Origin of the sequence: Occallatibacter sp. (assembly GCF_049582745.1) — a bacterium.
Taxonomy (GTDB): domain Bacteria; phylum Acidobacteriota; class Terriglobia; order Terriglobales; family Acidobacteriaceae; genus Telmatobacter.
On the sequence record NZ_JBAUUO010000051.1, the window covers coordinates 1 to 26,857 of the forward strand.

The 26,857-nt window shown below is 57.2% G+C and carries 17 protein-coding genes; 14 read left to right on the top strand and 3 right to left on the bottom strand.

What is annotated here, in order from left to right; translation table 11 throughout:
* Positions 1-445: 445 nt before the first annotated feature.
* The 10 genes from WCA10_RS06770 to WCA10_RS06815 all read left to right on the top strand — a co-directional run bounded on the left by WCA10_RS06770 (position 446) and on the right by WCA10_RS06815 (position 13,178).
* On the top strand, positions 446-1,897 hold the full coding sequence (locus tag WCA10_RS06770) for a DUF4118 domain-containing protein (protein WP_472821745.1): 1,452 nt from the start codon (positions 446-448) through the stop codon (positions 1,895-1,897).
* Positions 1,894-2,589: a response regulator transcription factor gene (locus WCA10_RS06775; RefSeq protein WP_472821746.1), complete on the top strand. Its 696-nt coding sequence runs from the start codon at positions 1,894-1,896 to the stop codon at positions 2,587-2,589. Before WCA10_RS06770 ends, WCA10_RS06775 begins: the two co-directional genes overlap by 4 nt.
* 1,173 nt (positions 2,590-3,762) lie before the next feature.
* Positions 3,763-3,846: a K(+)-transporting ATPase subunit F gene (gene kdpF / locus WCA10_RS06780; protein WP_472821831.1), complete on the top strand. Its 84-nt coding sequence runs from the start codon at positions 3,763-3,765 to the stop codon at positions 3,844-3,846.
* 9 nt (positions 3,847-3,855) lie between these two features.
* Complete coding sequence (gene kdpA / locus WCA10_RS06785) at positions 3,856-5,643, top strand: potassium-transporting ATPase subunit KdpA (RefSeq protein ID WP_472821747.1); 1,788 nt, start codon at positions 3,856-3,858, stop codon at positions 5,641-5,643.
* A gap of 28 nt (positions 5,644-5,671) precedes the next feature.
* Positions 5,672-7,801 (top strand): potassium-transporting ATPase subunit KdpB, encoded by a 2,130-nt coding sequence (gene kdpB / locus WCA10_RS06790; RefSeq protein WP_472821748.1) that lies wholly within the window; start codon positions 5,672-5,674, stop codon positions 7,799-7,801.
* 14 nt (positions 7,802-7,815) lie between these two features.
* Positions 7,816-8,556, top strand: a complete 741-nt coding sequence (locus tag WCA10_RS06795) for a potassium-transporting ATPase subunit C (protein WP_472821749.1) — start codon at positions 7,816-7,818, stop codon at positions 8,554-8,556.
* An 8-nt stretch (positions 8,557-8,564) separates the two neighbouring features.
* Complete coding sequence (locus WCA10_RS06800; protein WP_472821750.1) at positions 8,565-9,263, top strand: class I SAM-dependent methyltransferase; 699 nt, start codon at positions 8,565-8,567, stop codon at positions 9,261-9,263.
* Positions 9,264-9,302: 39 nt separating this feature from the next.
* Complete coding sequence (locus WCA10_RS06805; RefSeq protein ID WP_472821751.1) at positions 9,303-10,400, top strand: hypothetical protein; 1,098 nt, start codon at positions 9,303-9,305, stop codon at positions 10,398-10,400.
* Entirely contained in the window at positions 10,375-11,526 is a 1,152-nt protein-coding gene (locus WCA10_RS06810; RefSeq protein WP_472821752.1) for a sensor histidine kinase KdpD, read from the top strand. The genes WCA10_RS06805 and WCA10_RS06810 overlap by 26 nt, the downstream gene beginning before the upstream one ends.
* 677 nt (positions 11,527-12,203) lie before the next feature.
* Positions 12,204-13,178 (top strand): outer membrane beta-barrel protein, encoded by a 975-nt coding sequence (locus WCA10_RS06815; protein WP_472821753.1) that lies wholly within the window; start codon positions 12,204-12,206, stop codon positions 13,176-13,178.
* 91 nt (positions 13,179-13,269) lie between these two features.
* On the opposite strand, the gene lon is transcribed toward WCA10_RS06815, so the two are convergent.
* The 3 genes from lon to WCA10_RS06830 form a co-directional block, all read right to left on the bottom strand.
* Positions 13,270-15,702 (bottom strand): endopeptidase La, encoded by a 2,433-nt coding sequence (gene lon / locus WCA10_RS06820; RefSeq protein ID WP_472821754.1) that lies wholly within the window; start codon positions 15,700-15,702, stop codon positions 13,270-13,272.
* Positions 15,703-16,160: 458 nt separating this feature from the next.
* Positions 16,161-16,397 carry a hypothetical protein gene (locus WCA10_RS06825; protein ID WP_472821755.1) on the bottom strand — a complete coding sequence of 79 codons (237 nt, stop codon included), beginning with the start codon at positions 16,395-16,397 and terminating at the stop codon, positions 16,161-16,163.
* Positions 16,394-17,089, bottom strand: coding sequence for an RNA polymerase sigma factor (locus WCA10_RS06830; protein ID WP_472821756.1), 696 nt, complete (start codon positions 17,087-17,089; stop codon positions 16,394-16,396). The genes WCA10_RS06825 and WCA10_RS06830 overlap by 4 nt, the downstream gene beginning before the upstream one ends.
* Positions 17,090-17,289: 200 nt before the next feature.
* Here WCA10_RS06830 and WCA10_RS06835 point away from each other — a divergent pair, with 200 nt between their 5' ends.
* From WCA10_RS06835 to WCA10_RS06850, 4 genes are all read left to right on the top strand, one after another.
* Complete coding sequence (locus WCA10_RS06835) at positions 17,290-20,574, top strand: BamA/OMP85 family outer membrane protein (RefSeq protein WP_472821757.1); 3,285 nt, start codon at positions 17,290-17,292, stop codon at positions 20,572-20,574.
* Positions 20,574-21,359, top strand: coding sequence for a SurA N-terminal domain-containing protein (locus WCA10_RS06840; RefSeq protein ID WP_472821758.1), 786 nt, complete (start codon positions 20,574-20,576; stop codon positions 21,357-21,359). Before WCA10_RS06835 ends, WCA10_RS06840 begins: the two co-directional genes overlap by 1 nt.
* Complete coding sequence (locus tag WCA10_RS06845; protein ID WP_472821759.1) at positions 21,356-25,636, top strand: translocation/assembly module TamB domain-containing protein; 4,281 nt, start codon at positions 21,356-21,358, stop codon at positions 25,634-25,636. The genes WCA10_RS06840 and WCA10_RS06845 overlap by 4 nt, the downstream gene beginning before the upstream one ends.
* A gap of 273 nt (positions 25,637-25,909) precedes the next feature.
* Entirely contained in the window at positions 25,910-26,695 is a 786-nt protein-coding gene (locus WCA10_RS06850; protein WP_472821760.1) for a BON domain-containing protein, read from the top strand.
* Positions 26,696-26,857: the final 162 nt, after the last annotated feature.

Genomic DNA, 26,857 nt, shown 5'->3' on the forward strand with positions numbered 1-26,857 from the left:
CCGCAAAGAACTTCCCTCGCAGATCGTTCGAGTATGGTTCCGGCATCTGGGTGTGCGGACAATCGCCACTCCTAGCTTGCAACACAAATGACCCCGTGCACAGTAACTAGTGAAATGCTCTAGCTTGCTAAAGAATTTTGCCAACTTCGACGACCGCGCAGCACTACTCTCGTTTCATAAGCGTAAGGACGAGGTGATTGCGTGCGGTGGGTGACATGACCACAGCCTCTGTTTATGTGCCGTTTGGGGAACACGTGTAGTATTTACACAGCGAATCCGAGAAATCCTCCGCAAAGCGTTAATCAGCTAGAGTCGTTTCAGCAAGTCGGATCGCCGGGTGTAATGGAGTATGGTCGCCTTACGGGAAGTCATCGTTTCAAACGATGCGATTGTCGCCCAGAAAGATGAACAGCGCGGTCCGGACTCCTCAACGAGACGAGCGTCTGTGCGCTCAAATATCAGGCTGACACTTCGTGTCGGTGCATCGATTGCATTCATCGCCGCGGCCACATTCGTCCTTAACCGGCTCATACCGGTCAACCCTACGACTGCAGGCTTTCTTTACTTGGTGGCGATCCTCCTTGTTGCGACTAAGGGAGGGCTCGTTGAATCCACCGTCGCGTCGGTAGCGGCGATGTTGTGCTTCAACTTCTTCTTCTTGCCGCCGATTGGGACACTCACTATCGCCGACCCCCAAAACTGGGTGGCCCTCTTTGCCTTTTTGGCCACTTCACTGACCGCAAGTCAGCTTTCCGCGCGCGCAAAGCGGCGAGCCCTCGAAGCCGAACAAAGGAGAGGGGAAGTTGAGAGACTGTACGCTCTCAGTCGCGCGCTCCTCCTCGTAGAAACCTCGAAACCGATCGCAAAGCAGATCGTCCAGCAGATCGCACTGACCTGCGAAGTCCCAGGTGTCGCTCTTTACGTCAGAGCAAGTGGGGAAATCTATCGAGCCGGGCTCGCGGACACTGACGTCGAGTCTAAACTGCGAGAGTCCACCGTCCGTTCCACTGTGCTCGAAGATGCAGACAGAAATCTGATCATTACGCCCATTCGCCTCGGAGGCGAACCCATCGGTGGCCTTGCTTTCAGCGGAGGGGCTTTTTCGGATGCGGCTCTTCAATCGTTACTCAACCTCGTTGCGATCGCTTTGGAACGGGCCAATTCGCAAAAAGCAGTGACGCAAGCGGAAGTAGCTCGACAGAGTGAGGAACTCAAGTCCACTCTGCTCGACGCCATTGCTCACGAGTTCAAGACCCCACTGACATCGATCAAAGCAGTGACGACAGACTTGTTATCGGGAATGCCGGGTGACCTGCAACCGCATCAACATGAACTGATAAGCATTGCTGATGAATCGGCAGATCGCCTTTCAAAGCTGGTGTCAGATGCTATCCAGCTCGCGCGGATTGAAGGAGGGACGTTCCGACTCAATTTAGGCCTCCACTTTCCAAGTTCGCTGATCAACGCAGCGCTGCGACAAATGAAGTCTGTGGTAGATGAACGCAAGATCGAGGTCCTAGTGCCAGATGACCTTCCTCCGGTGCGCGTAGATGGCGAATTAATTCAGGTCGTTCTCACTCATTTGCTTGACAACGCCCTGAAATACTCTCCGCCGTCGAATCCCATCACGATTGGTGCGCGTCTGAGCGATAACAAGATCATCGTTTATTTATCTGATCAAGGCCAAGGCATTGCCGAGGAAGAGCAAAAACAAATCTTCGAGAAGTTCTATCGCGGTAGGAACGAACGCCATTTACAGGGAACGGGAATGGGACTTGCAATTGCGCGTGAGATCCTCCGCGCTCACGGAGAGGACATAGCGTTATCCAGTTTTCCAGGGCAGGGGTCTGAGTTCTCCTTTGGTCTGCGGATAGCGCCAGGGGGCATTTCTCAATGAGTGCCGGCAAGATCCTTGTAATCGACGATGACCCGCAAATCCGTAGGGTGATGCGATCAACGCTTACGGCCCACGGTTATCAGGTCAACGATGCGCGTTCGGGTGAAGAGGGACTGGAAGAGCTTCGCAACAGCAGCTACGATCTCGTTGTGCTCGACATGAATATGCCCGGGATGGGTGGTATGGAGGCCTGCCGGCTCATTCGGTCAGGTTCTGAAGTCGCCATCATCATGCTCACGGTGAATAACACCGAGCGGCAAAAGGTGGATGCTCTTGACGCTGGCGCGGATGACTACATCACTAAGCCGTTCAGCACGCCGGAATTGCTGGCTCGGATTCGCGCGACGCTCCGCAGATTACCTCAACCGCCCAGCCACTCAGATCTCCAACCGCTCATTGCTCAGGGCGTTAACATTGACCTGTCCTCTCGGGAAGTGACGGTACATGGACGAACCTCCCGTCTCACTGCGAGAGAGTTCGGTCTACTCACGTATTTTTTGGCTCGACCGAATAAGACTATTGCTCACCGTGAGCTGCTTCAGGCAGTGTGGGGTCCGGACTACGGAGACGAACTGGAATATCTTCGGGTGTTCGTCAACCGGGTGAGGAAGAAGATCGAGCCAGATCCTTCTAAACCCCTGTTCCTTGTTACCGATGCGTGGGCCGGATACCGGTTTCATCTTCCTCAATAGGGGCGAGTGCCTCAAGGAGGGCGCTGCCTCTTCTACTAGGCCAAGTCCGAATTGATCTGTCGGTAAGCCGCACCTGGGTTTATTCCGTGATTATGGCTCGTTTATGCGCCGTTTAGCACATCGACGCCAATATAGACGTCGTGGCGATGACAGGTGAGCACATTGCGGAGCACTTCGGAAGACCTGCGCAGGCTTCTCTTCAAACGTCTGGAAGGGCAGCACATGAACAATCGTTTTCTGTGAACGTCGTCTACACTGATCCAGCGGCGACCGCACTGGCTTTGCAAGCTGCTGAAGCGCTCGCTCGAGATCTTCAAGCGACTATCCACCTGCGAGCTGTGGTGTCCGTTCCACGTCGACTCTCGATCGACAATCCTCCCATATCCACTTCCTTTCTAGTTCGTCTATTACGCGAACTCGTAGAACGATTTGGATCTGCTGCTCGACAGTATGTTCTGCACATCTATGTCTGCCGGAACCGAATTGATACGCTTCTGAGAGTCCTTCGCCCATCTTCACTAATTGTTATTGGAGGGCGCCGGCGTATTTGGCCGACTGCGGAAAGCCGTCTCTCAAAGGCAGTGGCTGCAGCGGGTCACAGCGTGGCGTTCGTCAATCTGACCGCGCGTCGAATCGAGGCTCGATGAACATGCGACGCCGCATTTATCCTCGGCAGGATTCTCAAATATATCCGGCATTTGCTCCCACTCACGGCGAGAGCTTGCGAAACACTTCGGTTGTCTTCTCTGTTTCTGCCCTCGCAGACCGAGACGATGTCGTCGCTACCGTACGCACTGCAGCACTCCTCGCCAGAAGTTCCGGAGCATCTCTATCCGTAACGGTGCTGGACGAGTGTGTCATGGGACTGCAGCCGGGCGCGCCGGGGGCACCCAGTTCTCTTGAGAACTCATTGAGTTCCATCAGAACAAAACTGCTAACTTCCGGTTCTTCGAGCGGCCTCCCCAACTTTGCGCTCGAAGCAAGCATCTCATCAGCGTCCTTTCTCAACTCGGGATCGATTTCGCTGCGAGTCCGCCGTGTGGACTCGCTTCCGCACAATCAAGCTTTTACGAGGTGACCATGTTGGATCTGCTCTACGTTGCATTCGCAATCGGATTTTTCGTCTTGCTCTGGGGCTTCACGAAAGCCTCGGAACGGCTCTAGGAGGAGTCAATGGAATACGCCATCGCCGGGATCATTACGGCTTTCCTGTTTGTCTACCTGGTCTACGCCCTGCTACGACCGGAGAAATTCTGAGGTCTCGACATGACTTTAATTGGTGTTGTGCAGATACTGGTCTTCTTCGCGATTATCGTCGCGATTACAAAGCCCATCGGATCGTATATGTTCCGAGTATTCGAAGGAAAGCGAACCTTCCTTCATCCGGTGCTCGGACCGATTGAACGCCTCATGTACCGCATCGGCGGCATTCGCGAGGATGAAGAACAGTCGTGGGTGCGTTATTCGGCATCCCTCATATCGCTAAGTATCTTCAGTTTTCTGTTCGTCTATCTGATCCAGCGTCTTCAAGGCTACCTGCCTTTGAATCCGATGCACTTTTCCACGGCTCAAGCACCGACGGGCGCGACCCCAATGACGCCTGATCTGGCGTTCAATACAGCGGTCAGCTTCACGACCAATACAAATTGGCAGTCCTATTCGCCCGACACAACGATGAGCTATCTGACGCAGATGGCCGCGCTCGCGGTTCAGAACTTTGTGTCGGCTGCCGTAGGTATTGCCATTGCGGTGGCATTGATTCGCGGCTTTGCTCGCCATACCACCAAAACAATCGGCAACTTCTGGGCTGACGTTACGCGCTGCACGCTATACGTGCTGATGCCAATCTGCGTACTGACGACACTATTCTTTGTGTCGCAGGGTTGCATTCAGAATTTCAAAGCGCCAGTGACCGCGCAGACGCTCGAAGGAGCGCAGCAGGTAATTGAGCAGGGCCCCCTGGCATCGCAGCTCTCCATCAAGATGCTGGGAACAAACGGGGGCGGCTATTTCAACGCCAATTCTTCGCATCCGTATGAGAATCCCACGCCTGCGTCGAATCTCCTGCAGATGTTGCTCATCTTCTCGCTTGGCGCCGGACTGACATACATGTTCGGAAAAGCGGTAAAGGACACGAGGCAGGGGTGGGCAATCTTCGCCGCAATGTCTGCACTATTCTTTGTCGGGGTTTTCGTATGTTATTGGGCTGAGCAGCGCGGCAACCCGATGGTTACGAATCTCGGAGTCGCCCAAGCATACGCGGCGAGTCAGCCAGGCGGCAACATGGAAGGCAAAGAGGTTCGATTCGGGATCGCGCAATCTACATTGTTTGCCACTGTGACCACGGATGCAAGCTGCGGCGCAATTAACAGCTGGCATGACAGTTTTACGCCGCTGGGGGGCCTCGTTCCGTTATTCAATATCCAAACCGACGAAGTGATCTTCGGCGGGGTGGGGGCCGGCCTGTACAGCATGCTGCTCTACGCCGTGATTGCCGTGTTCATTGGCGGATTAATGGTCGGCCGAACACCAGAATACGTGGGCAAAAAGATCGAGCAGAAGGAAGTGAAGATGGCCATCATCGCGGTGTTGGCGACTTCTCTTTGCATTCTTGTGTTCACGGCATTGAGTTCCGTCGCACCGTTCGCCAGGGGCGGATATTGGAATGCACCCGGGCCAGCAGTCGCCAATACAAACAACAACGGTGCCCATGGTCTATCCGAGATCCTTTACGCGTATTCGAGCGGCGCCGGCAACAATGGAAGCGCATTTGCCGGAATCAATGCAAATACCCCATGGTACAACCTGACTCTTGGAATAGACATGTTGGTCGGGAGATTTCTGTTCATCATTCCCGCTTTGGCCATCGCAGGCAGTCTCGCTTCGAAGAAGCTAATCCCGGTGACGAATGGCACATTGCCTACAAACGGTACATTGTTTGTGGTTCTTCTCATTGGGACTGTGATGATCGTCGGTGCACTGACCTATTTCCCAGTGCTTTCGTTAGGCCCGATCGTTGAACACTTCCAAATGTGGAATGGAAAACTGTTCTGATCTCTCGATAGGAACAAGGAGCTAGAAGATGTCTACAGTGATGACCCCGCCTCAAGAGCGTAAAACCGAGAATCGGGAACATGATGCAACGACGCTGATCTCCAGAGGAGTACGGGCACGCCCTCTCTTCGATCCTGAGATCCTCAAGAGAGCCACCAAGGAATCCTTCGTAAAGCTAGACCCAAGGCTGGTGGCGAAGAATCCCGTGATGTTTGTCGTCGAAGTCGGTGCCGCCCTCACAACCGTCTTCGTCATTAAGGATGCGCTCGCCAAGACAGGTGATGTGTTCTTTGGAATTCAGATCGCAATTTGGCTTTGGTTCACTGTCCTATTCGCGAACTTTGCTGAAGCCATGGCAGAAGCGCGCGGCAAGGCGCAAGCTGATGCACTTCGCAAAACCAAAACAGACGCTGTCGCGCACAAGATTCTACCTAACAACAAGTTCGAAATGGTACCAGCATCATCTCTGCGTGCCGGTGATACCGTCTACTGCGAGGCTGGGATACTCATCCCCGGCGACGGCGAAGTCATTGAGGGCATTGCCAGCGTCGATGAATCGGTCATCACAGGAGAGAGCGCACCTGTCATTCGCGAATCCGGAGGGGATCGAAGCGCCGTAACCGGCGGGACGAAGGTACTTTCGGATCACATTACGATTCGGATTACCTCTAATCCAGGTGAAACATTCCTCGATCGCATGATTGCTTTGGTCGAAGGCGCTGTTCGGCAGAAGACGCCCAACGAAATTGCATTGAATATTTTGATTGCCGGCTTGACTCTCATCTTCCTTCTGGCCGTCGCGACCTTACCTCCGTACGCCAACTATTCAATTGCGGCAATCGGAAGCGGCACAGCTCCAACAGTCGCGGTTCTTGTTTCGCTGCTGGTTTGCCTGATTCCAACCACGATTGGCGGCTTGCTTTCGGCAATTGGCATTGCGGGCATGGACCGGGTGATGCAGCACAACGTATTGGCAATGAGCGGAAAGGCCGTTGAGGCCTCGGGAGACGTGAACACACTCCTGCTCGACAAGACCGGGACAATTACGTTGGGAAACAGACAGGCTGTCGAGTTTATTCCGGTGGACGGAGTGAGCTCTAGTTCGCTTGCAGATGCCGCGCAGCTTTCCAGCCTTGCGGATGAGACACCGGAAGGTCGCTCTGTCGTCGTTCTAGCGAAGGAGAAGTACAGCCTTCGCGGTCGCGAAGTTGCCGAACACGAGGCTCACTTCATTCCATTCTCCGCCTACACGAGGATGAGTGGAGTCGATATCGATGGGCGACAGTTGCGCAAGGGTGCCACAGAAGCTATCGCTCAGTTTGTGGTCAAATCGGGGGGCGTGGTGCCGAAGTCCCTCTCTGAGATTTCCGACAACATTTCACGCAATGGCGGCACACCGCTTGCGGTTGCAGACGGCAAGAACGTCCTGGGCGTCATTCACCTGAAGGACATTGTCAAAGGCGGGATGAAGGATCGGCTGGCTTCTTTGAGGACAATGGGAATTCGTTCGGTAATGATCACTGGCGATAATCCGCTTACGGCGGCAGCGATCGCTCAGGAAGCGGGAGTGGACGATTTTCTCGCACAGGCAACTCCGAAGGACAAACTCGAATACATTCGCAAAGAACAGGCGGAAGGAAGACTCGTCGCGATGACTGGCGACGGCACGAATGACGCGCCAGCTTTGGCGCAAGCTGACGTCGGTGTGGCTATGAACACTGGAACCATGGCTGCGAAGGAAGCTGGGAATATGGTTGACCTCGACAGCAACCCCACGAAGCTGATCGAGATCGTGGCCATTGGCAAACAGTTGCTCATTACGAGGGGATCGTTGACGACTTTCTCTATCGCAAACGATGTCGCTAAATACTTCGCAATCATTCCCGCCATGTTTGCTGCAATATACCCAGAGTTGAACAAGCTCAACATCATGGGGTTGCATTCCCCGCAGAGCGCTGTACTTTCAGCCGTCATTTTCAACGCGGTAATCATCATCGCATTGGTTCCTTTGGCCCTCCGTGGCGTGCACTACAAGCCCGTCAGCGCAGGTCAAATGTTGACAAGAAACCTGCTGATTTATGGTTTGGGCGGAATTATCGCGCCATTCCCGGGGATCTGGCTCATCGACAAGATTCTCGCAGCGCTTCACCTCGCATAAACAGGAGCAAAGAAATGATTAAGGAACTTGGACCCGGATTTCGGTTAATGCTTGCTCTGACGGTGTTGACGGGCCTGCTTTACCCCGCCGTTATGACCGGCATTTCAGAAGCTCTGTTCCCCAGGCAAGCGAACGGAAGCTTGGTAACCCAGAGTGGAAAGGTGGTCGGGTCGAGCTTGATCGGACAGTCGTTCTCAAAGCCTGAGTACTTCCACCCCAGACCCTCATCCGCCGGAGCGGGATACGATGCGACAGCCAGCAGTGGTTCGAATCTGGGCCCCACCAGCGCCAAACTGCTGCATGGGACGACCAAGACGGACGACAAGGGCAAAGAGATTGTGGACTTCGACGGAATTGCGGACCGCATCGTGCACTACTGCGTCGACAATGACCTTCCATACATCTCATCGGTGCCACTGGACCAATTCAAAGATGCGCAAGGCAATCTGGACGACGTGAAGCTGATTAAGGCTTTTAACGATACGAAGACCCCTCTCGTGTTCACGCCAAAAGTGCAGATTCCCTCGGATGCAGTCACTGGCTCAGCATCAGGCCTCGATCCGCATATTAGCCCGGCAAACGCTGATCTGCAAATAGGACGAGTAGCGAAGGCTCGCAATGCCTCGCCTGATAAGGTGAGGTCGCTGATTGCTGAGGCTACCAATCGACCTGCTTTTGGCTTTATTGGGGAGCCGCGCGTCAACGTTCTTCTACTGAACATTTCGCTCGATGAGAAGTTTCCGCCTAGGAAGTAGCCGTTATCGTGAGCCAAACCGAGAAAGCGACGTCTTCCAAGACCTGGGCGAGGCTCAGCCTTTTTGTGGCGTGCGGGCTGGTTGTGCTGGTTGCCCTGAACATTGGCTACCAGGCCCTCGGCACACTCAATCAGCTCGACATCATTGAAGCCGAACGTGACCACTGGCAGCATTCGTCCGAAGTGATCCAGGCGCTCAACCTGAAGCCCGACGAAACCGTCGTCGATCTCGGATGCGGCTCGGGATACTTTTCCCTCAAACTCTCAGACACCGTCGCACCGAAAGGCAAGGTCATAGCCGAGGACATTCGCCGTCTTTCCCTCGCCTTTTTGTGGATGAGAGCACTGAGAAAGGGTAAGCGCAATATTAGCGTTCTCCTCGGCGACTTTGATGACCCGCACCTTCCTCCGAATAATGTCGATGCTGTATTGATTTCCAATACTTATCACGAATTCACGGTTCCTGACCTGATCATGAAGCATGTGCGCCAATCATTGGTGTCGGGCGGCCGGGTCGTCATTATCGACCGCTCGCCAAAAGACCCGGAGGGACGGGCCAATGCCTTCCAAGAACATGAAATCTCTTCCGAGCAAGTTCAAGCCGAGCTGCGTAAGGCCATGTTTGAGATCGACAGCCAAACAGATCACTTCATCGAAAGCGATCCCGAACATGAGAACTGGTGGATGATTGTTGCTCATCGTCCATAGCGCCCTCGTCCCCAGCTGAGCTAGATAGAATACAGACAAATGCTCGATGACCTGCGCCGCCGAACCCCGGATGAGTTGCTGGCGGAAATCGAAATGGAGGAACGCCGCAAGCATCGCGGGAAACTAAAGGTGTTCCTTGGCTATGCCAGCGGGGTCGGCAAGTCATTTCAAATGCTGGATGAAGGTCGCCGGCGGCACGAACGTGGCGAAGACGTGGTTGTGTGTGCTCTGCAGCAGGATTACCCGCTGGACGTTCGGGCAATCGTTGAGCAGTTGGAGGTCATTCCGACCATCCTAAGCGACTGTGGAGAGGCGATCGATTTGTTCAAAGTCATCGAACGCCGTCCGGAGGTAGCCCTGATTGACGGACTCGCTTACGACAATCCTCCGGAATGCAAGAACCCGCATCGGTGGCAAGACGTTGAACAACTGCTCAATGCGGGAATTTCTGTCATGGCCACTGTAAATATTCAATATCTGGAAGGCGTTCAGGATGAGGTTGAACGGATCACTGGGAACCGACCAGCGTACATTATTCCGCGTACATTTCTTCTGAATAGTGCTGACGAAATTGCGGTCGTTGATGCCCCCTCTGAAGAGAGCGTTTTGGGCGGGATTGAGGACAATTCTGCCCGGCTCGTCGAAAAACATAAGTTGTCGCGACTGCGAGAACTTGCATTGCTGGTCGCCGTCGTCGTCGTCGACCGACAACTCGAGGGTTATTTGCGATCGCAGGGCACTGAACAGACCTGGGGTGTTCAGGAACGCATCCTGGTCTGTGTTACGGCGCAATCGGACGCTACTGAAATGCTCGAAAGCGGACGCCGTAATGCGGATCGGTTTCAAGGTGAATTCTTCGTCGTCCCCATAGCGGACACGCCGGATCTGGAGCAACAGAAACGTCTCGAGCTGAATCTACAGTACTCTCGAGAATTGGGCGCTGAGATATTCACTCTAAACGACAGCGACCCAGCCTCAGCCATTCTCGATTTTGCAATGCAACGGGGAATCACCCAGATTTTCGTAGGTCGAAGCTCCACACCGCCTGATCTCTTGACGCGCATGCGCGGAGATCTGGCGGTCCGTCTCATTCGGGCCGCGGAGGGAATCGATGTCGTCGTTTATCCAAACCGGTGATACTGGCGCTCGAGAGCTAGCTCACGGCCGGCGAGGACGGCTGCATCTCTATCTCGGCTACGCGGCTGGGGTCGGCAAGACCTATCGAATGCTCGAGGATGCGCAGCAAATCAGCCGCCAGGGAAAGGACATCGTAATTGGCTATTTTGAGCCCCATGGCCGCAAAGACACCATGGCAAGGACCGCTGGTTTGGAGATGGTTCCCACTCGATCTAGTACTCATGGCGGCGCTGTGTTTCAAGAGATGGACACGGACGCTATTTTGAGAAGGCGCCCGGCGATTTGTGTCGTAGATGAACTGGCGCACACGAACGTTCCCGGCTCGCCTCGTGCCAAGCGGTGGGAAGACGTTCAGGTGCTGCTGGATGCTGGAATTGATGTGATGACGAACATGAACATCCAGCACCTTGAAAGCCTGAATGACCACATTTTCCGAATCACCGGGATTCGAGTGCGGGAGACGGTTCCGGACTGGTTCATCAAAAGCGCGTCGGAAGTGATCATGGTCGATGCCACTACCGGCGCATTGATGAATCGCCTCAAGCGCGGCGTGATCTACGCTCCGGAGAAAGCGGAGCGGGCTCTCGAAAACTTCTTCAAGGAATCAACACTCGCTGCCCTTCGGGAACTTGCACTGAGGCAGACTGCACACGAATTGGAATCCAGGGAAGCTGAGCCGGGCGCTGCACGCGGTGAGGAGAATCCAGCCAATGCTTCCCTGTTACGTCGCGACCGTATTCTGATTTTCCTTACAGATAGTCCATCAACCACGATGTTAATCAGGCGAGGTCGCCGAATGGCTGATTACCTCGACGCGGATTGCTTTGCGGTTTGGGTCTCCGCGCACAAGAGGACCGCTGATTCGAGAAAAGTCCAGGACGCCATCGAAAAGCACTTAAACTTCGCTCGCAATCTCCATATTGAAACGCGAGTGCTTGAGGGCGACAATGTTGCGGAGCAAATCATGGACTTTGCTCATCGCAATCAGATCACGCAAATCCTCGCGGCCCGGCCGAAGATTCGGCCCTGGGACCACCTTCGAAGCACTGATCCCGTTCTGCAGATTGTGCAGGTGGCAACGGATGTCCGCGTCATCGTCGTTGCAGACCGCCGTAAGCGGTTCTGAGCGGTCACTCCGCTCCTGCGATCTTGCGTCCGTATCCAGTAGGAAGCCTTCCGCGGCGGCCTTCCAATAAGTGTTACGAAGTGCTTATAGCTCGTTTATGTGCTGGTTAGGCATAGAAAGTTACTTTGGCTATCGAGGGCGCGGATATGATAGCCAGTCCGCGGGAAAACGTAATGGCGTTTTGGATTCCTTTTGTGCTTTTTGTTCTGAGTATAGCGTTCATGCTCTTTGTACTGTTCAACCTGTTTCGTGAAGGTCGTAACAAGCGGTCGAGAACAGAACATTGACGCCTGTGAATGCACCAATCATCGCTGCCGAACCAGCGGTTTTTTCCCGCTTCGGCACGGCAATTCGAAGCGAATAGCTTCGCAAACGGCTGACAGGCGCTAACGACGATTTTATATTCAGCGCCTTGCTGCCACGGAGATAAGCTCTTGCGAACGGTAGTCTCAATCATCGCCTCAGCAGTAGTGTGCCTCTCAGTTTCAGCTTTCAGCCAACAACCGGAATCCGGAAATCCACCGGCCCAGAGTTCCGGTTCGAACCAACAGCCCTCCCAGGCTCCTTCCCAAAACAATCCAAGCCCGCTCAGCACCCCTTCAATCGCAGGACCCCTGCAAGCGGCCCCACCGATCGCCCTCGAGGCTGGTCCCCTTGGGAAACTCAGCCTGAATGGGGTGTTTAGCGGATTCGGCCTTGTCCAGAACAATCGCGTCGCCGGCGACAACACAGGCCAAGCGGCGCTCAGTAACGGTCAACTGTTCGTTCAAAAGTCTGACGGATGGTGGCAGTTCTATGTGCAGGCCGGCGCCTATAACATCCTCTCGCTGGGTCTCCCGTTCATATCTACCGGCAAACAAGTAGATGATCTATATAGTCCGGTTCCAGTGGCGTACTTGAAACTCGTTCCAGGCAAGAACACTTCCATTCAGATAGGCGAACTGCCGACGTTGATGGGATCGGAGTACACATTCGACTTCGAAAACATGAATATCGAACGAGGGCTCTTGTGGAACCAGGAGAACGCGATCAATCGCGGCGTTCAGATCAACCAGACGATGGGGAAGTTTGCCGCTTCCTTGAGTTGGAACGACGGCTACTACTCCAACCGCTATTCGTGGCTGAGTGGATCTCTCACGTACACCCAGGGACCGCATGCTCTGACGTTCGTGGGAATGGGCAACACCGGTCACACGGCTTTCCAGACCGCTGCTACGCCAGTACAGAACAATAGCGCGATGTACGCGCTGGAGTATACATACTCCAAGAGCAACTGGATCGTCCAACCTTATTACCAATACAGTGACGTGCCCACAGACCTGGCAATCGGGATAGACAAGGGCGCTTCAACCCAAGCAGGAGCAGTGCTTCTGAGCCGCACCCTGGGTCGCGGGTTCTCGCTTACCGGACGAGGTGAGTACATCGCAAGCACCGGGAGTGCCTTTGAAGGGTCGGTGAATCTTCTGTATGGTCCGGGCAGTTCCGCGTGGTCAGGTACGGTGACGCCTACCTTCCAGCGGCAGCGGTTCTTCGTACGCGGAGATGCGTCGTTCGTTCACGCGTTGTCGATCGCTGCAGGAGATGCCTTCGGCAAGGCAGGCGCCGATTCAAGTCAAGCGCGCGGTGTGCTCGAACTCGGATTTCTGTTTTGATGATGTCATTCATGCGCGGCGTACAAATGGGAAAGGCCGGCGGGTTAGCCGGCCTTTCTCGTTCTGCTGCCGATCGTGGCGTCGCTGTCGCTTAGGCGGCGGCGGAGGCGCCGCGTTCGGTCGCGATCGAGGTGACTTCTGGCTTCGCCTTCAGCAGGGGCAGAGCCACGGCCAGCACATCTTCAATGCGGCTGGCGTAGTGGATCGAAACTCCTGCGATCATCTCGGGCGTCAGATCCTCTTCGACGTCCTGGCGATTCTCGGCGGGCAGGATGATGGTTTCCACACCGGCGCGGCGGGCTGCCAGGAACTTCTCCTTGATGCCGCCGACGGGGAGCACGTTTCCGCTGAGCGTGATTTCGCCGGTCATCGCGGTAAGCGGACGAACCGGAATATCGGTCAGTAGTGATGCGAGCACCGTGGCCATGGTGACGCCGGCCGAGGGACCGTCCTTGGGAATCGCGCCCGCGGGTACGTGAATGTGCAAATCGAGATCCTTATTGAAGTCCTCCGGCAGGTTAAGCATGGCCGAGTTGGAGCGCACCCAGGTAAGCGCGGCCTGCATCGACTCCTGCATCACCTCGCCGATCTGGCCGGTCATCGTGAACCCGCCTTTGCCCTTCATCTTGTTGGCTTCGATGAAGAGGATGTCGCCGCCGGCCGGCGTCCATGCCAGACCCACGGCCACACCGGGACGCTTGACGCGCTCGGCGACCTCGGTTTCGACGCGGACCTGGATGCCACCAAGAAACTCCTTGAGCACATCCTTGTCGACGATGAGCTTCTCCATCTTGCCTTCCACAACACGACGGGCTTCCTTGCGGCATACCGTGCCTATGACCTGCTCGAGTTTGCGCACTCCGGCTTCGCGCGTGTAATGGCGCACGATGTGCCGGACGGCTGCTTCGGGGAATTCGATCTGCTCCTCTGTGATTCCATTTCCCTTGATCTGGCGCGGAACCAGGTACCGCGCGGCGATGTGCACCTTCTCCTCTTCGCTGTAGCCCTGCAGGGGAATGATTTCCATGCGGTCGATCAGCGGCGGAGGCACCGTGTCGAGCATGTTCGCCGTGCAGATGAACAGTGCCTTCGACAAATCGAACGGCACGTCGAGGTAGTTATCCCGAAACGTGTTGTTCTGTTCCGGATCGAGCGTTTCGAGCAGCGCCGATGCCGGGTCGCCACGGAAGTCTCGTCCCAGCTTGTCGACCTCATCGAGCATGATGACCGGGTCGTTGGTTTCGGCGCGACGGATGCTCTGAATGATCTGGCCGGGCAACGCTCCAATGTACGTGCGGCGGTGTCCGCGAATCTCGGCCTCATCATGCATGCCGCCCAGCGAGACGCGCTGAAACTTGCGTCCCAAGGCACGCGCGATGGAACGGCCCAGCGAGGTTTTGCCTACGCCCGGAGGTCCGACGAAGCAGAGGATCGGTCCCTTCATGTCTGGCTTGAGTTCGAGCACCGACAGGTAGTCCAGGATGCGGTCCTTCACCTTTTTCAGCTCGTAGTGATCCTCATCGAGGATCTCGCGAGCCTTGTTGATGTCAATCTTGGAGCCGGAGCTTTTCGCCCATGGCAGAATTGCAAGCCACTCGATGTAGTTGCGTGTCAGCGAGTAATCGGCGGCCATGGGTGACATGCGTCCGAGGCGCGAAAGCTCCTTCATCGCCTCTTTCTTCACGTCCTCCGGCATCCCGGCTTCTTCGATTTTTTTGCGCAGGTCTTCGACCTCGCGCTGCCCCTCGTCCTGCTCGCCGAGTTCCTTCTGGATGGCCTTCATCTGCTCGCGCAGATAGTAGTCGCGCTGCGACTGCTGCACCTGGTCCTGCACCTCGCTCTGGATCTTGGTGCGAAGCTGCTGGACTTCGAGTTCCTTGGCCAGGTGCTTCGTAAGCAACTCCAGCCGGGCGGGAACGCTGGCCGTTTCAAGCAGCGTCTGCTTATCGTCCGTTGTGAGGAACGGCAGCGACGAGGCGACAAAGTCCACCAGCCGGGTGGGGTCTTCTATATTTCCCGCGATCGTGCGCAGCTCGTCGGAGAGCGTGGCCGATTCGGAGACGATCTGCTGGAATTGGCCGACAACGTTGCGGACCAGTGCCTCGACCGAAGACGTGTTTTCAGCCTCGATGTCTTCGACCGTCTCGATCTCGGCGATCATAAAGGGGTCGGTCTGTACGAACCCGACCAGGCGCACGCGCTCGACGCCTTCCGTAAAGACGAAGCGGCTCTGGTTGGGCATCCGCACGACCTTATGCACTGTTGCGAGAGTGCCCACGCTGTGCAGTTCGGTCGGCTTGGGCGCATCCAGGCGCGGATCGAGCTGGGCGGCAACCACGATGGAGCGCTCTTCACCCAGGGACTCGATCAACTGGATGGAGCTTTCGCGGCCAACTGTAAGCGGCAGAACAGCATGCGGGAACAGAACGGTATCGCGTACGGGCAGAATCGGGATGCGCCTGCGCCCGGATACTGACTTTCTCTGGGGATTTTCCGGCGGCAAAATGGAAGGCTGACTTGGCATTGAGTGTCCTCTTATCAACTTTCCTTATTAGACAACACAGAGCATTAAAAGTTTCAAGAAAGACCCGGCTCTTGAAATGCTTCCGATGCTCTGTGGCCTGATGAGGGTTTACGTTGTTCTCCTCGCTCGTGTTCCGGTGTACATGGAGGCGCGATCCAACTGCTTCATCGGCAGAAATGGAGGAAGGCTGAATGGAAACGGGCGGCCTGTTCGCAAGAAAAGAGATATTTGCTGAGAGAAGGGATGAGCGGGGGTTGGCAGGAAGCGCGAGTTCGGCCATCTTGGCTATCCCTCAGGGGGTTAAAGCCCAGCTTGATGACTGCGGCTGACGGCAGAAGCCGTCCCTCCCTGGAAACTCTGAATTCCCGTGCAGGCCGTGTGGCCCGGCGCGTTTTAAAGTCCTGCGCAGTATATGCGCAATCGCAGCCGGCGCGGCCGGATTCTTCGACTTCGCTGAATCAATCTTCCTTTTTGATGGCCGACTCGATGCGTTCCCAGAGGCTGTCTTCGGGTTGCTGGTCGGCAAACATCTGCCGGGCCGCATCGGCGATTGTCTGCAATTCGTCGTATAGCTGACGGCAAATGTCGCAATCCTTGATGTGCGGGTGATTCTCGACGTCAGCTCCGGAACCGACGAGGTCCGACAGTTGAGCATGAAATTCCTCACAGCTCATGTTCTTGGGATCGGTGCTCATCGCCGGTCTCCCTTCCGGAGTGAGAAACGCAGCGCATCGCGCAGTTTGAGCCGGGCCTTGTGAAGCTGGGATTTGCTGTTTCCAACGGAACAATCAAGCATGGCCGCTATCTCATTATGCTCAAAGCCCTCCACATCGTGAAGAACAAAGATGAGGCGGTAACCGGCTGGTAAAGCAGCGACCGCCCGTTCGAGGGCGAGACGGTCGATGGAACCGGTAAGCGAAAGGTCGGGTGCACCGAAGCTGCGTCCGGGACCGTCGTCGTAGGAGGGCTCCATGGCTTCATCGAGAGACATGAGGGGCAGCCCTTTTTTGCGCAGGTGCATCAGGACCACATTGATCGAGAGACGATGCAGCCAGGTGGAAAAAGCGGAGTCACCGCGAAAGGTTCCGATCTTGCGGTGAAGCTGGAGGAAAGCCTCCTGGGTCAGGTCTTCGGCTTCGGCTACGTTGCCGACCATGCGAAGACAGAGGGAATAAATGCGTCTCTTGTGGAGAGAATAGAGATGGGCAAAGGCGTGGTGATCGCCAGCCTGAGCCCGGGCCAGAATCTCTGCATCGGGAGAAAGTTGCGGAGCGGTGGGAGTCGAGCCGGATGCAGGGTCGTCAAGGTGGACCGCACTCTTCTTTTCCACAGCGGAATCGGGCGCGGGTTCTTCCGGCGGCTGCTTTTGAAACCTGGTACGTGGCATGCGCTTCCTTCGGGGAGGAGTATCGGTAGCAGTAAGAATGGTCTGATGCTGCGCCAAGCTTCTTTCCTCGTTAGTATAAGGTGCAGCGCTGAAAACCTTGAGCTGCGGCAAGAAAGAACCGGATAGGCTCTCAAGTTAATCGGTTAGATGCAACCAAATGGCCCAGTGTGGGTCTATACGGCTAAATTCTGGGAGATAGAGTGCGTAAGGCACATCCGGCATGGCAGTTCGACTCAAAACTCAAGCGAGGAGTGCTGCCGGCTTGTCTTTTTTTTGTCCTGGCGATGGCAAGCAGTTGCTGGCCGCAGGCGCTCCGTTCCCTGTCCGCAGGGGTTCCGGAGCAGCGATCACACGACAGTGCTGTTGACTCCCATGGTTCCGCTATTTCGGTTGACGGGGACGACAGCGATCCCGATCCGATGGCGCAGTGGCAGGGACTGCCGGTCCGTGAGATTGCCTTTGAAGGAGTTCCTGCAGATCGGCTGCAGCCGCTGGCCGGGCACTTGCCCCAGGCCGTGGGAGCTCCGCTCAACCGGGAAAACGTAGCCCGCAGCCTCCGCGCGTTGTTTCAAACGGGCTTGTTCAGCACGATCGAAGCAGATGCCGCAAAAATGGATGACGGCGTGAAGATTGTCTTCCGGGGCACCGCGCGGGAGTTCATTGGAGCGGTCAGCGTGGATGGCGCCAAGGGTGCGACGATCAATGCGCAACTGCAGGCGGCAAGCCGGCTGACGGCCGGAACGCGGTTTACGCAAGCGCGCCTGGATGCGGCGATGGGACGGATGCGCCAGGCACTGGCGGACAACGGATTCAACGAGCCGATGATCACGTACAAGCTGACCCGTCATGGGAGCGAGCAACTGGTCGATGTTGCGTTTGCGGTGACCTCGGGAGTACAGGCACGCGTGGGCGGTGTGAAGGTTACCGGCGACTCCGGTATGAGCGAGGCGCAATTCCGCCAGGATGCGCATTTGAAGGCGGGAAAGAAGATCGACCACGACACAAATAGTCGCGCACTGAGCGGCGTGCTGAAGCACTACCAGAAGGAAGACCGGCTGGAGGCGGACGTCAAGCTGGAGTCGCAGGTCTACGTCCCGGCAACAAAGCGTTCGGATTTCGCGTTCTCAGCCAATCGCGGTCCGGTGGTGAAGGTGAGCGTGGAAGGAGCCAAGATCGGCGGCGACCGGCTGAAGCGGCTCGTACCTGTTTTTGAGGAGGGTACGGTCGACGAGGATCTTCTAAACGAGGGTAATCGACGGCTGCGCGACTACTTCCAGCGGTTGGGCTACTTCGACGTAAAGGTGGACCACACAGAAAACAATTCCGGGGGCGTGACCGTCACCATCACATATACGGTAGCGCTAGGCGCACACAGGCGCGTGAGCAAGGTCTCGGTTGAGGGCAATCACTATTTCGACGCGGCAACGCTTGAGGCGCTGTTGAGCGTGCATGCGGCCGATCATCTCGATCGCCACGGCGCTTACAGCCAGGCCCTTGTTGCAGCGGACATCGGCGCGCTGCAGGCGGTTTACCAGAACAATGGCTTCTCCAAGGTGAAGGTGACCTCGGAGACGGCGAGCGGGGGTACTCAGACGACCGCTGCTGCTCCGGGCTCTGTGCGCAATCCTACGGAGCCGATCTCGCTGATCTATCAAATCGAAGAAGGGCAGCAGCAGCGCGTGGGTGAACTGCATCTGGATGGGGTGGAGAAATCCGATCGGAGCAAGCTGCTGGCGCTGATGAACACCGCGCCGGGACAGTTGGTATCGCCGCAGAATCTTGCCGGCGACCGGGATGCGCTGCTGACCGACTACCTTAGTCGCGGGTTCGACCAGGCGCAGATCGAAGTGGAAGAGCAGACGGAAGCGAAGGATCCGGCCAAGGTGGACGTGACCTTTCAGATCCACGAGGGGCAGCAGATTTTCGTGCGCAAAGTCCTGATCTCGGGCCTGCACTATACGCGGCCGGATACGGTGGCCAAGGCGATTACGCTGCACCCGGGTGATCCGCTGAATCAGACAGCGCTGGCGCAGACGCAGCGGAATCTCTACGAGTTTGCGTTGTTCAGCGAAGTGAATACGGCAATCCAGAATCCGGCAGGCTCGGAGCCCTACAAGACGGTGTTGCTGCAGACGACAGAGGCGCGGCGCTGGTCTCTGACCTACGGTCTTGGATTTGAGGCGCAAACCGGCACGCCGCAAAACAACTGCAGTGGGATTTTAACGACGGGCCAGGGTTGCAATCCGAACGGCAAAACGGGAATCAGCCCTCGTGTGCTTGCCGCTGTAACGCGAAACAATCTCTGGGGACGAGATCAATCCGCGTCGATCCAGGGGACGTACGGCCTGCTGGAACAAAACATCAATCTGCTTTATCAGAATCCTCATTTCTTCGGCAACCGCGATCTCGGATTTACCTATTCGGGAGGTTACGCAAGCAGCCAGAATGTGACGACGTACGTTGCGACGAAGTTGGAAACGGGCGTGCGCTGGACCGAGCACTTCACCCAGCCGGGCGCGTGGCTTTCGAAGGCGAATACGTTTGTGTATGAATTCGACTTCAGGCGCGTGAAGGTGTTGGCGGAGAGCCTGCAAGTGGGGCCGAGCGCGATTGCGGAACTATCGACAGCAAAGCGTGTGGCCGGACCGAGCATCACGTGGATTCGCGACACGCGCGACTCGGCTCTCGATTCGCGCCGGGGGACCTACACCAGCTTTCAAGACTTTTTTTCCAATCAAACCTTTGGCGCGCAGGCGGAGTTCAACCGGCTCGATGTTTCGAATTCGAGCTATTACGGGTTTGACAAGGGCCGGCTGGTGCTGGCGCGCAACACACGTTACGGACAGGAGCGGGCCTATGGATCGCCGTCAGATGCGCTGATTCCGCTCCCGGAGCGCCTGTATGCCGGCGGTCCGACGTCGCATCGCGGATTCCCGATCAACGCGGCGGGACCGCGCGATCCGGAGACGGGATTTCCGATTGGCGGCGCCGGAGCGCTGGTGAACAGCACGGAACTGCGGCTGCCGCCGCCGGTGCTTCCCTTCTTCGGCGATACGCTGAGTTTTGTGCTCTTTCACGACATGGGCAATGTTTTCACCAATGCCGGGGATGCGTGGGCGAGCGCGCTGCGCGTTCGGCAGCCGAACCGCGATGTGTGCAAAGTGCTCACGCCGGCGACGCCGCAACAACCGCCCAATCCTCCTATCCCTCCCAGTCCCACGGGACCGCAAACGTCAACGGGACAGCAGGGACAATGCGACTTTAACTACTTCTCGCATGCGGCAGGATTGGGCTTGCGCTACCATACGCCGGTCGGGCCGATTCGGCTTGACTTCAGCTATAACCTCAATCCGCCAATCTATCCCGTAAATATCGACTACTCGATTGGCTTTTCGCCGACAAGCCCTCTGGGGCCCTACTCCAATCCGCACGTGGGCGAAGCACAGCATTTCATCTTCTTCTTCAGCCTGGGACAGACATTCTGATGACCAAACCGCGAACAGCACGCAAGCAGATTGCCCGCGCGGCGATGCGATGGTTTTGCATTTTCGCGGTCCTGGCTGGGATGCTCTCCGCTGAGGCGCAGACGAGTGGCGGGACCGCGGATGCGGCATTGCCTGTCCGCATCGATCGCGTGGTCGCGGTGGTAAACCGGCAGGCGATTCTCGAGAGCGATATCGAAGACGAGATGCAACTGTCGGTGCTCGATCCAAGCACGAATCCAAAGGAGAAGATGACACAGCAGCAGGCGCTAGAGCGGCTCATCAGCCGGGCGCTGATCCAGCAACAGATTCAGCAGGAAGACTTGGAGGCCACGAAGCCGAAGCCGGAGGAGATCGCGGCGCGGATCGAGGAGATTCGCACGGAATTGCCGGCATGCGTTCGCGCGGATTGCAAATCGGACGCGAGCTGGAAGACATTCCTGGCGCACCACGAACTGACGCCTGCTGAGGTTGAGAAATACATGCGACTTCGGCTCGAAATTCTGAATTTTATCGAGCTCCGATTCCGGCAGGGCATTCGCATTACGCCCGAAGAGATTGAGACCTACTATGCGGGAACGCTGCTGCCGCAGTATCCGGCCGGAGAGAAGCCACCGCCGCTGCAGCAGGTATCGTCGCGGATCGAGGAGATTCTGCTTCAGCAGCGGGTCAATGTGCTGTTCGACAGCTGGCTGTCGAACTTGCGCAAACAAGGTCAGATTGAAGTACTGGACCCGACGCTTGAAAAGGCGGATGCGGCCAGGGATTCGGGAGAGACGAAGGAATGAGCGAGACCGGCCAGGTTCCACCCGTGCCGCCTGATTCTCCCCGCGAGAAGCAGAAACAGCCGCGCGCGTCGCGGCGGAGGTATCTCCGCCGCGTCCTGTGGGTGGGGTCCGTCATTGCGCTTCTTCTTGTTGTGGGTCTGGTGGGGTTGTACTTCTGGGCGAGTTCTTCTTCGTTTGAAAACATCCTCCGCAACAGGCTGATCGCGCGAATTGATGCGGCGACAGGCGGGCGTGCCGAGATTGCCTCGTTCCACTTGAATCTGCTAAAGCTGCAGGGGGAGGCGTACGGGTTTGTTCTGCATGGCCGCGAAGCGCCGGGGGAAGCGCCGTACGCCCAGCTGGATTCGCTCAAGGTCGATGTCGACGTGCTGGGTTTCTTCAGCCCGCGAGTTCTCCTGCGGGACCTTGAATTGGAGCGGCCGCGGATTCATCTGATCGTGTACGCCGACGGGACGACCAATCAGCCGCAGCCGCGTAAGAAGACTCAGACGCACCCGCTGAATACGCTGTTTGATCTCCAGGCCAATCACGTCGCGGTGAATCACGGCGTCTTTGAATACGACGACCGGGCGGACGCGAACGATTTTCAAAATCGGCGCATCCCGGTGGACTTCGAGGCGAACGATGTATCGCTTCTGCTGAAATATATGGCGGGCAACGGCATCGGGCAGGATAGCTATCGCCTCGATGCCGGCGTTCGTGACTTACGCCTGGTGCGCGGAACGACGGCACACCCGGATGCGCCGCCAGTGGAAGGTTTTGCGCAGGCATCGGTCGACTTCACGCGCAACGCCGTGTATCTGCGGTCGCTGCAATTGACGGCGCACAGCAAGGGATCGGCGGATCGCGTGCTGCGGATAGCTGGCGAGCTGGACGACTTCGCCCGACCGCGCTGGAAAGCGTCGGCACAGGGCGAATTGGATCTGAAGCTGATGGAGCCGGCGCTGGGATATCCGTTTACGCCGGAGGGTATCGCGAAGCTGAAGCTGGCGGCCGCAGGCCAGCAGGGCGAGTTCCGGATTGATGGAACGGTGCATGCCGACAACGCTTCGTATATCGGAACGGGCGTGGTGGCGCGAGGCGTGGGACTTGACGCGCATGTACACGCCGATTCGCTGCGCTTGCAGATTACGGGTGTGACGGCGCGTCTGAAGGCCGGGGGACAGCTGGAAGGCGAGGTCCTGCTGGATCATTGGATACCGCTCTTGGCGGGCGCGCCGGTAGTGCAGGCTGCCGAGCCGCCGAAGCACGAGAAGAAGGGCCGGATCCACGAGAAGACGACGAAACCTGTGACAGTGAAGGTCGACACCGATCTGCACACCGATGGCCAGGTCAAAGCGAATTTCAGAGACGTCACACTCGACACGCTGCTCGACATGGTGAGTCAGCCCCCGTTTCAGCGGCTGGGGCTGAATACGCGTATCAATGGCCTGACCACTGCGACGTGGAGCAACGGCGACGTGGATACGCTGTCGGTTGCGGCGAATCTGAACATGAGCCCCTCACCACAGAGCGTTGCAGGAGAGGCGCCGACGAGTGGCGCGATCGACGCAACCTATACCCAACGGCACGGCGCGGTAGACCTGCGGACCCTGCAGGTGAATCTGCCGGCCAGCCAGATAAGCGCGCATGGACAGCTTGGCGCGTTCCCGATGACCAGCCCGACCGGAATCGCAATTGAAGTTCACTCGCACAACCTGGATGACTTCGATACGCTCTTCCGCGATCTAGGGGTAATGCGCGCGGGCAAGAGCGGAACATCGGCGCTACCGGTGGATCTCGACGGACAGGCGGACTTCAAGGGATCGTGGGCAGGTTCGCTGGTCGATCCGCACCTGGCGGGAGATCTTCAGGCAACAAATCTGTCGGTCGAACTTCCTGCGAGCAGTGACACAACTCTACCACGGCTCGTGCACTGGGATTCGCTCGATGCGACGGGAAGCTATTCCGCGTCACGGATCGCGATTGACCGCGGGCACCTGCGGCATGGAGATGCCTCGATCGACATGAATGGCACGCTGACGGCGACCGAAGCGCCCTCGCCAAAATCTCCCGGCAAACCTTTGTTCGATGCGCATTCGCTGCTGCGCGCAAACGTTCGTGCGAGCGCCATCAATGCTGACGACGTGACGCCCTTGTTAACGGAGAAGCTCCCGGTGACGGGTCTGCTCAGTGCGCAGATGGCGGTGGATGGACCGGTCGACATGCTGAATGGAAACGGCTGGGTGCAGCTCGACAACGGGACGCTGTATGGCGAGCCGCTGACGACAGCTCGCGCGGAGGGAAAGATCGCTGGGCAGGTGGTGCAGTTTTCGTCAGTGACGATGAACAACGCTGCGGGCGCTGTCACGGGCTCGGGCAGTTACGATCTGCGCACGCGGCAGTTCCAGGTGGATGCGCACGGAACGGGAATCGATATTGCGAAGATCGACAGGCTGCACACTTCCAGCAACCAGGTGACGGGCAATCTCGCGTTTTCGCTGACGGGGTCGGGAACCTTCGACGATCCGCGGATCAACGGGAAGGCAACACTGGCCGACCTGACCGTAAGCGGCGAGCACTTTGGAGAGTTCAATGCCGTTGCGCACACGGCGAATCAGGAGTTGACGTGGGACGTTACTTCGCGCCTGCAAGCGGCCGAGCTGACGGCGCATGGACAGACTGCGCTGCGCGGGGACAACGAGACCCAGGCGACGCTAAATTTTGCGAAGTTCAACATCGGCGCGCTGCTTGAGATGGCGCACATTAGCGGATTGACAGGCGAGTCGGACCTGGACGGCACGGTGAGCGTGCAAGGCCCGCTGGCGCGGCCCTCGGATATGCGGGGCGAAGCGCGCATTCAAGATCTCGCCGTGACCATTGCAGGCGTGCACCTGAAAAGCGATGGCGCCCTGCACGCGAGCATGGGCGACTCCAAGATTACGCTCGACCCGCTGCACGTGACCGGCGAAGAAACCGACATGCGCGTGCAAGGCAGTCTAAGCCTCACTGGGAAGCGGCAACTGGATCTAGCGGCGAACGGAACAATCAACTTGAAGTTGGCCGAGACGATCGATCCGGACCTGAAGGCGCGCGGTACGACGACGTTCCGGGTGGAGGCGCATGGGCCGTTGAACAATCCGGGGCTCTCGGGGCGGATTGATTTTCAGGATGCGTCACTGGCATTGGAGGACCTGCCCAACAGTCTCAGCCAGTTGCACGGGACCCTCGAGTTCAACCAGAACCGGCTGGAAGTGAAGTCGCTGACTGCGATGAGCGGCGGCGGCCTGCTGAGCGTGTCGGGGTATCTGGCCTATCAGCACGGCATCTACGCCGACCTGGCGCTGCAAGGCAAGTCGATTCGCATCCGCTATCCGCAGGGCGTCAGCTCGGCGGCGGACATCAACCTGCAACTGCAGGGAACGCAGAGCAACCTGCTGTTGAGTGGCAACGTGATGATCACGCGGTTTACCGTGAGCCCGGAGCTGGACTTTGTGGCCTTGGCGGCACAGGCCGGCAAGTCGCAGCCGATCGCGCCCCAGGATGCGCCTTCAAACCACATCCGGCTCGATGTGCGCATCCAGTCTTCGCCGCAGCTGAACTTTCAGAATGCCTACGCCAAACTTGCGGGCGACGTGGATCTGCGCCTGCGCGGCACCATTGCCGCGCCATCGCTGCTGGGGCGAATCTCGATCACCGAGGGAAGCGCGACGATTGCAGGAACTCGCTACGAACTGCAGCGCGGCGAAATTACCTTTACGAATCCGGTGCGCATCGAGCCGCTGATTGATTTGAATGCCACGGCCCGCGTTGAGGATTACGACATCACGCTGGGCCTCCACGGGTCAGTCGATCAGATGGCGGTAACCTACCGCAGCGATCCGCCGCTTCCCGAAGCCGACGTGGTGGCACTCCTGGCCCTGGGACGCACCCAGGATCAGCAGCGACTCTACACGCAACAGCAGGAGCAAATCGCAACCAACCCGGCAACCGATGCCCTCCTGGGGGGAGCGCTGAATGCAACCGTCAGCAGCCGGATTCAGAAGCTGTTTGGCGCTGGATCGGTGAAGGTGGATCCGAATTACCTCGGCGTGCTGGGCAACTCGACCACGCGCATCACTGTGGAAGAGCAACTCGGCAAGAATCTGACCCTGACCTACGCTACGGACGTAGATACAACGGGACAGCAATTGCTGCAGGCCGAGATCGCGATCAACCGGCACGTATCGCTGCTCGTGGCTCGGGATGAGTCGGGCGTATTCTCCATGGTGGTGAAGGCGACGCGGCGTTTCAAATAGCAAGCACTGACTTCGCACTAGATTGCTTGACCTGCCTGAAAGCGCACCGCTTCCCTTCCCGGCCGAAGCTGTCTCTCCAACCCAGAATGCGCCCGATTTCGGATTTCCTGACTTGGATTTCTACAAATCCCCCCGAAAAACCTGCGCGTGTAACTTTTTCCCTGCATCGGTGTCTAAAGCGGTCGGGAGCGTCTCGCAACCCCGGACGAACATGCGGTGCGCGAACGACAAACTGCAACGACCATGCATCAACATGTATCAAGGAGCAAGGAAATGAAGACGACAAAGCACATTTTCGCGGTCGGTTCGATAGTGGCTGCGCTGGCCATCGGCGTTCTGAGTTTGCCCCAGAGATCCTTTGCTGAAAACGGGATGGGGACGGGCCAGGACGGCGCCAGCAACGCGCAGGCAAAACTGAACAAGTCGCAATTCAAGGATGTCAAAGTCGCGGTCGACAATGGGATCGCCACCTTGACGGGAAGCGTCAGCCTCTACGAGTACAAGAAAGACGCTGCCAACCGCGTGCGCAGGGCGAAGGGCGTGACAGCGGTGCGCAACGAAATTGAAGTCGCTGGCAAGGGCGTAGCCGACAGTGAGTTAAAGACGAAGCTGCTGGAGAAGCTGACCTACGATCGCGTGGGTTACGGCAACGCCTTCAATTCAATCTCGCTCGATGTCCAGAATGGCGTCGTGACGCTGGCGGGCCATGCGCGCACCGACGTCGATAAGGATTCGGCGGTGGCGCTGGTCTCTACCTATCCCGGCGTAAAAGACGTGGTGGATGATATCGAAGTCGATCCCACGTCGATTATGGATGACCAGACGCGGATGGCCGTGGCGCGCGCTGTCTATGGCTATCCCTCGCTGAACAAATACGCGATCGATCCCGCCAAGCCGATTCGCATTTCGGTGCAGAACGGGCACGTTGAGTTATTCGGAGTGGTGGATTCACAGGCCGACAAGAATACCGCGTACATCCGGGCGAACGGCGTTCCGGGCGTCTTCAGCGTTAAGAATTATCTGCAGGTCGCCGGCCAGCCGAGCGAAAAGCCACAGTAACAAAGCGCAAAAGAATGCTTCGTCGCCACAAAAGAAGGGAGAGAGGAGCGTCATTGAAGCAGTGTGGCGATTCATAGCTGGACTGCAAGGGAATTCCTCTCCACCGAACGCTCCGGAACGTGGAATTCCCCAACGTTTCTACTGGACGGGGATTTGGCCTGC

Bases quoted from the DNA above. Each gene is read 5' to 3' on its own strand.
- lon (WP_472821754.1), bottom strand. From the start codon at position 15,702: ATGCCAAGTCAGCCTTCCATTTTGCCGCCGGAAAATCCCCAGAGAAAG.
- WCA10_RS06840 (WP_472821758.1), top strand. From the start codon at position 20,574: ATGACCAAACCGCGAACAGCACGCAAGCAGATTGCCCGCGCGGCGATG.
- WCA10_RS06845 (WP_472821759.1), top strand. From the start codon at position 21,356: ATGAGCGAGACCGGCCAGGTTCCACCCGTGCCGCCTGATTCTCCCCGC.
- WCA10_RS06825 (WP_472821755.1), bottom strand. From the start codon at position 16,397: ATGAGCACCGATCCCAAGAACATGAGCTGTGAGGAATTTCATGCTCAA.
- WCA10_RS06775 (WP_472821746.1), top strand. From the start codon at position 1,894: ATGAGTGCCGGCAAGATCCTTGTAATCGACGATGACCCGCAAATCCGT.
- kdpA (WP_472821747.1), top strand. From the start codon at position 3,856: ATGACTTTAATTGGTGTTGTGCAGATACTGGTCTTCTTCGCGATTATC.
- kdpB (WP_472821748.1), top strand. From the start codon at position 5,672: ATGTCTACAGTGATGACCCCGCCTCAAGAGCGTAAAACCGAGAATCGG.
- WCA10_RS06805 (WP_472821751.1), top strand. From the start codon at position 9,303: ATGCTCGATGACCTGCGCCGCCGAACCCCGGATGAGTTGCTGGCGGAA.
- WCA10_RS06810 (WP_472821752.1), top strand. From the start codon at position 10,375: ATGTCGTCGTTTATCCAAACCGGTGATACTGGCGCTCGAGAGCTAGCT.
- kdpF (WP_472821831.1), top strand. From the start codon at position 3,763: ATGGAATACGCCATCGCCGGGATCATTACGGCTTTCCTGTTTGTCTAC.
- WCA10_RS06850 (WP_472821760.1), top strand. From the start codon at position 25,910: ATGAAGACGACAAAGCACATTTTCGCGGTCGGTTCGATAGTGGCTGCG.
- WCA10_RS06795 (WP_472821749.1), top strand. From the start codon at position 7,816: ATGATTAAGGAACTTGGACCCGGATTTCGGTTAATGCTTGCTCTGACG.
- WCA10_RS06830 (WP_472821756.1), bottom strand. From the start codon at position 17,089: ATGCCACGTACCAGGTTTCAAAAGCAGCCGCCGGAAGAACCCGCGCCC.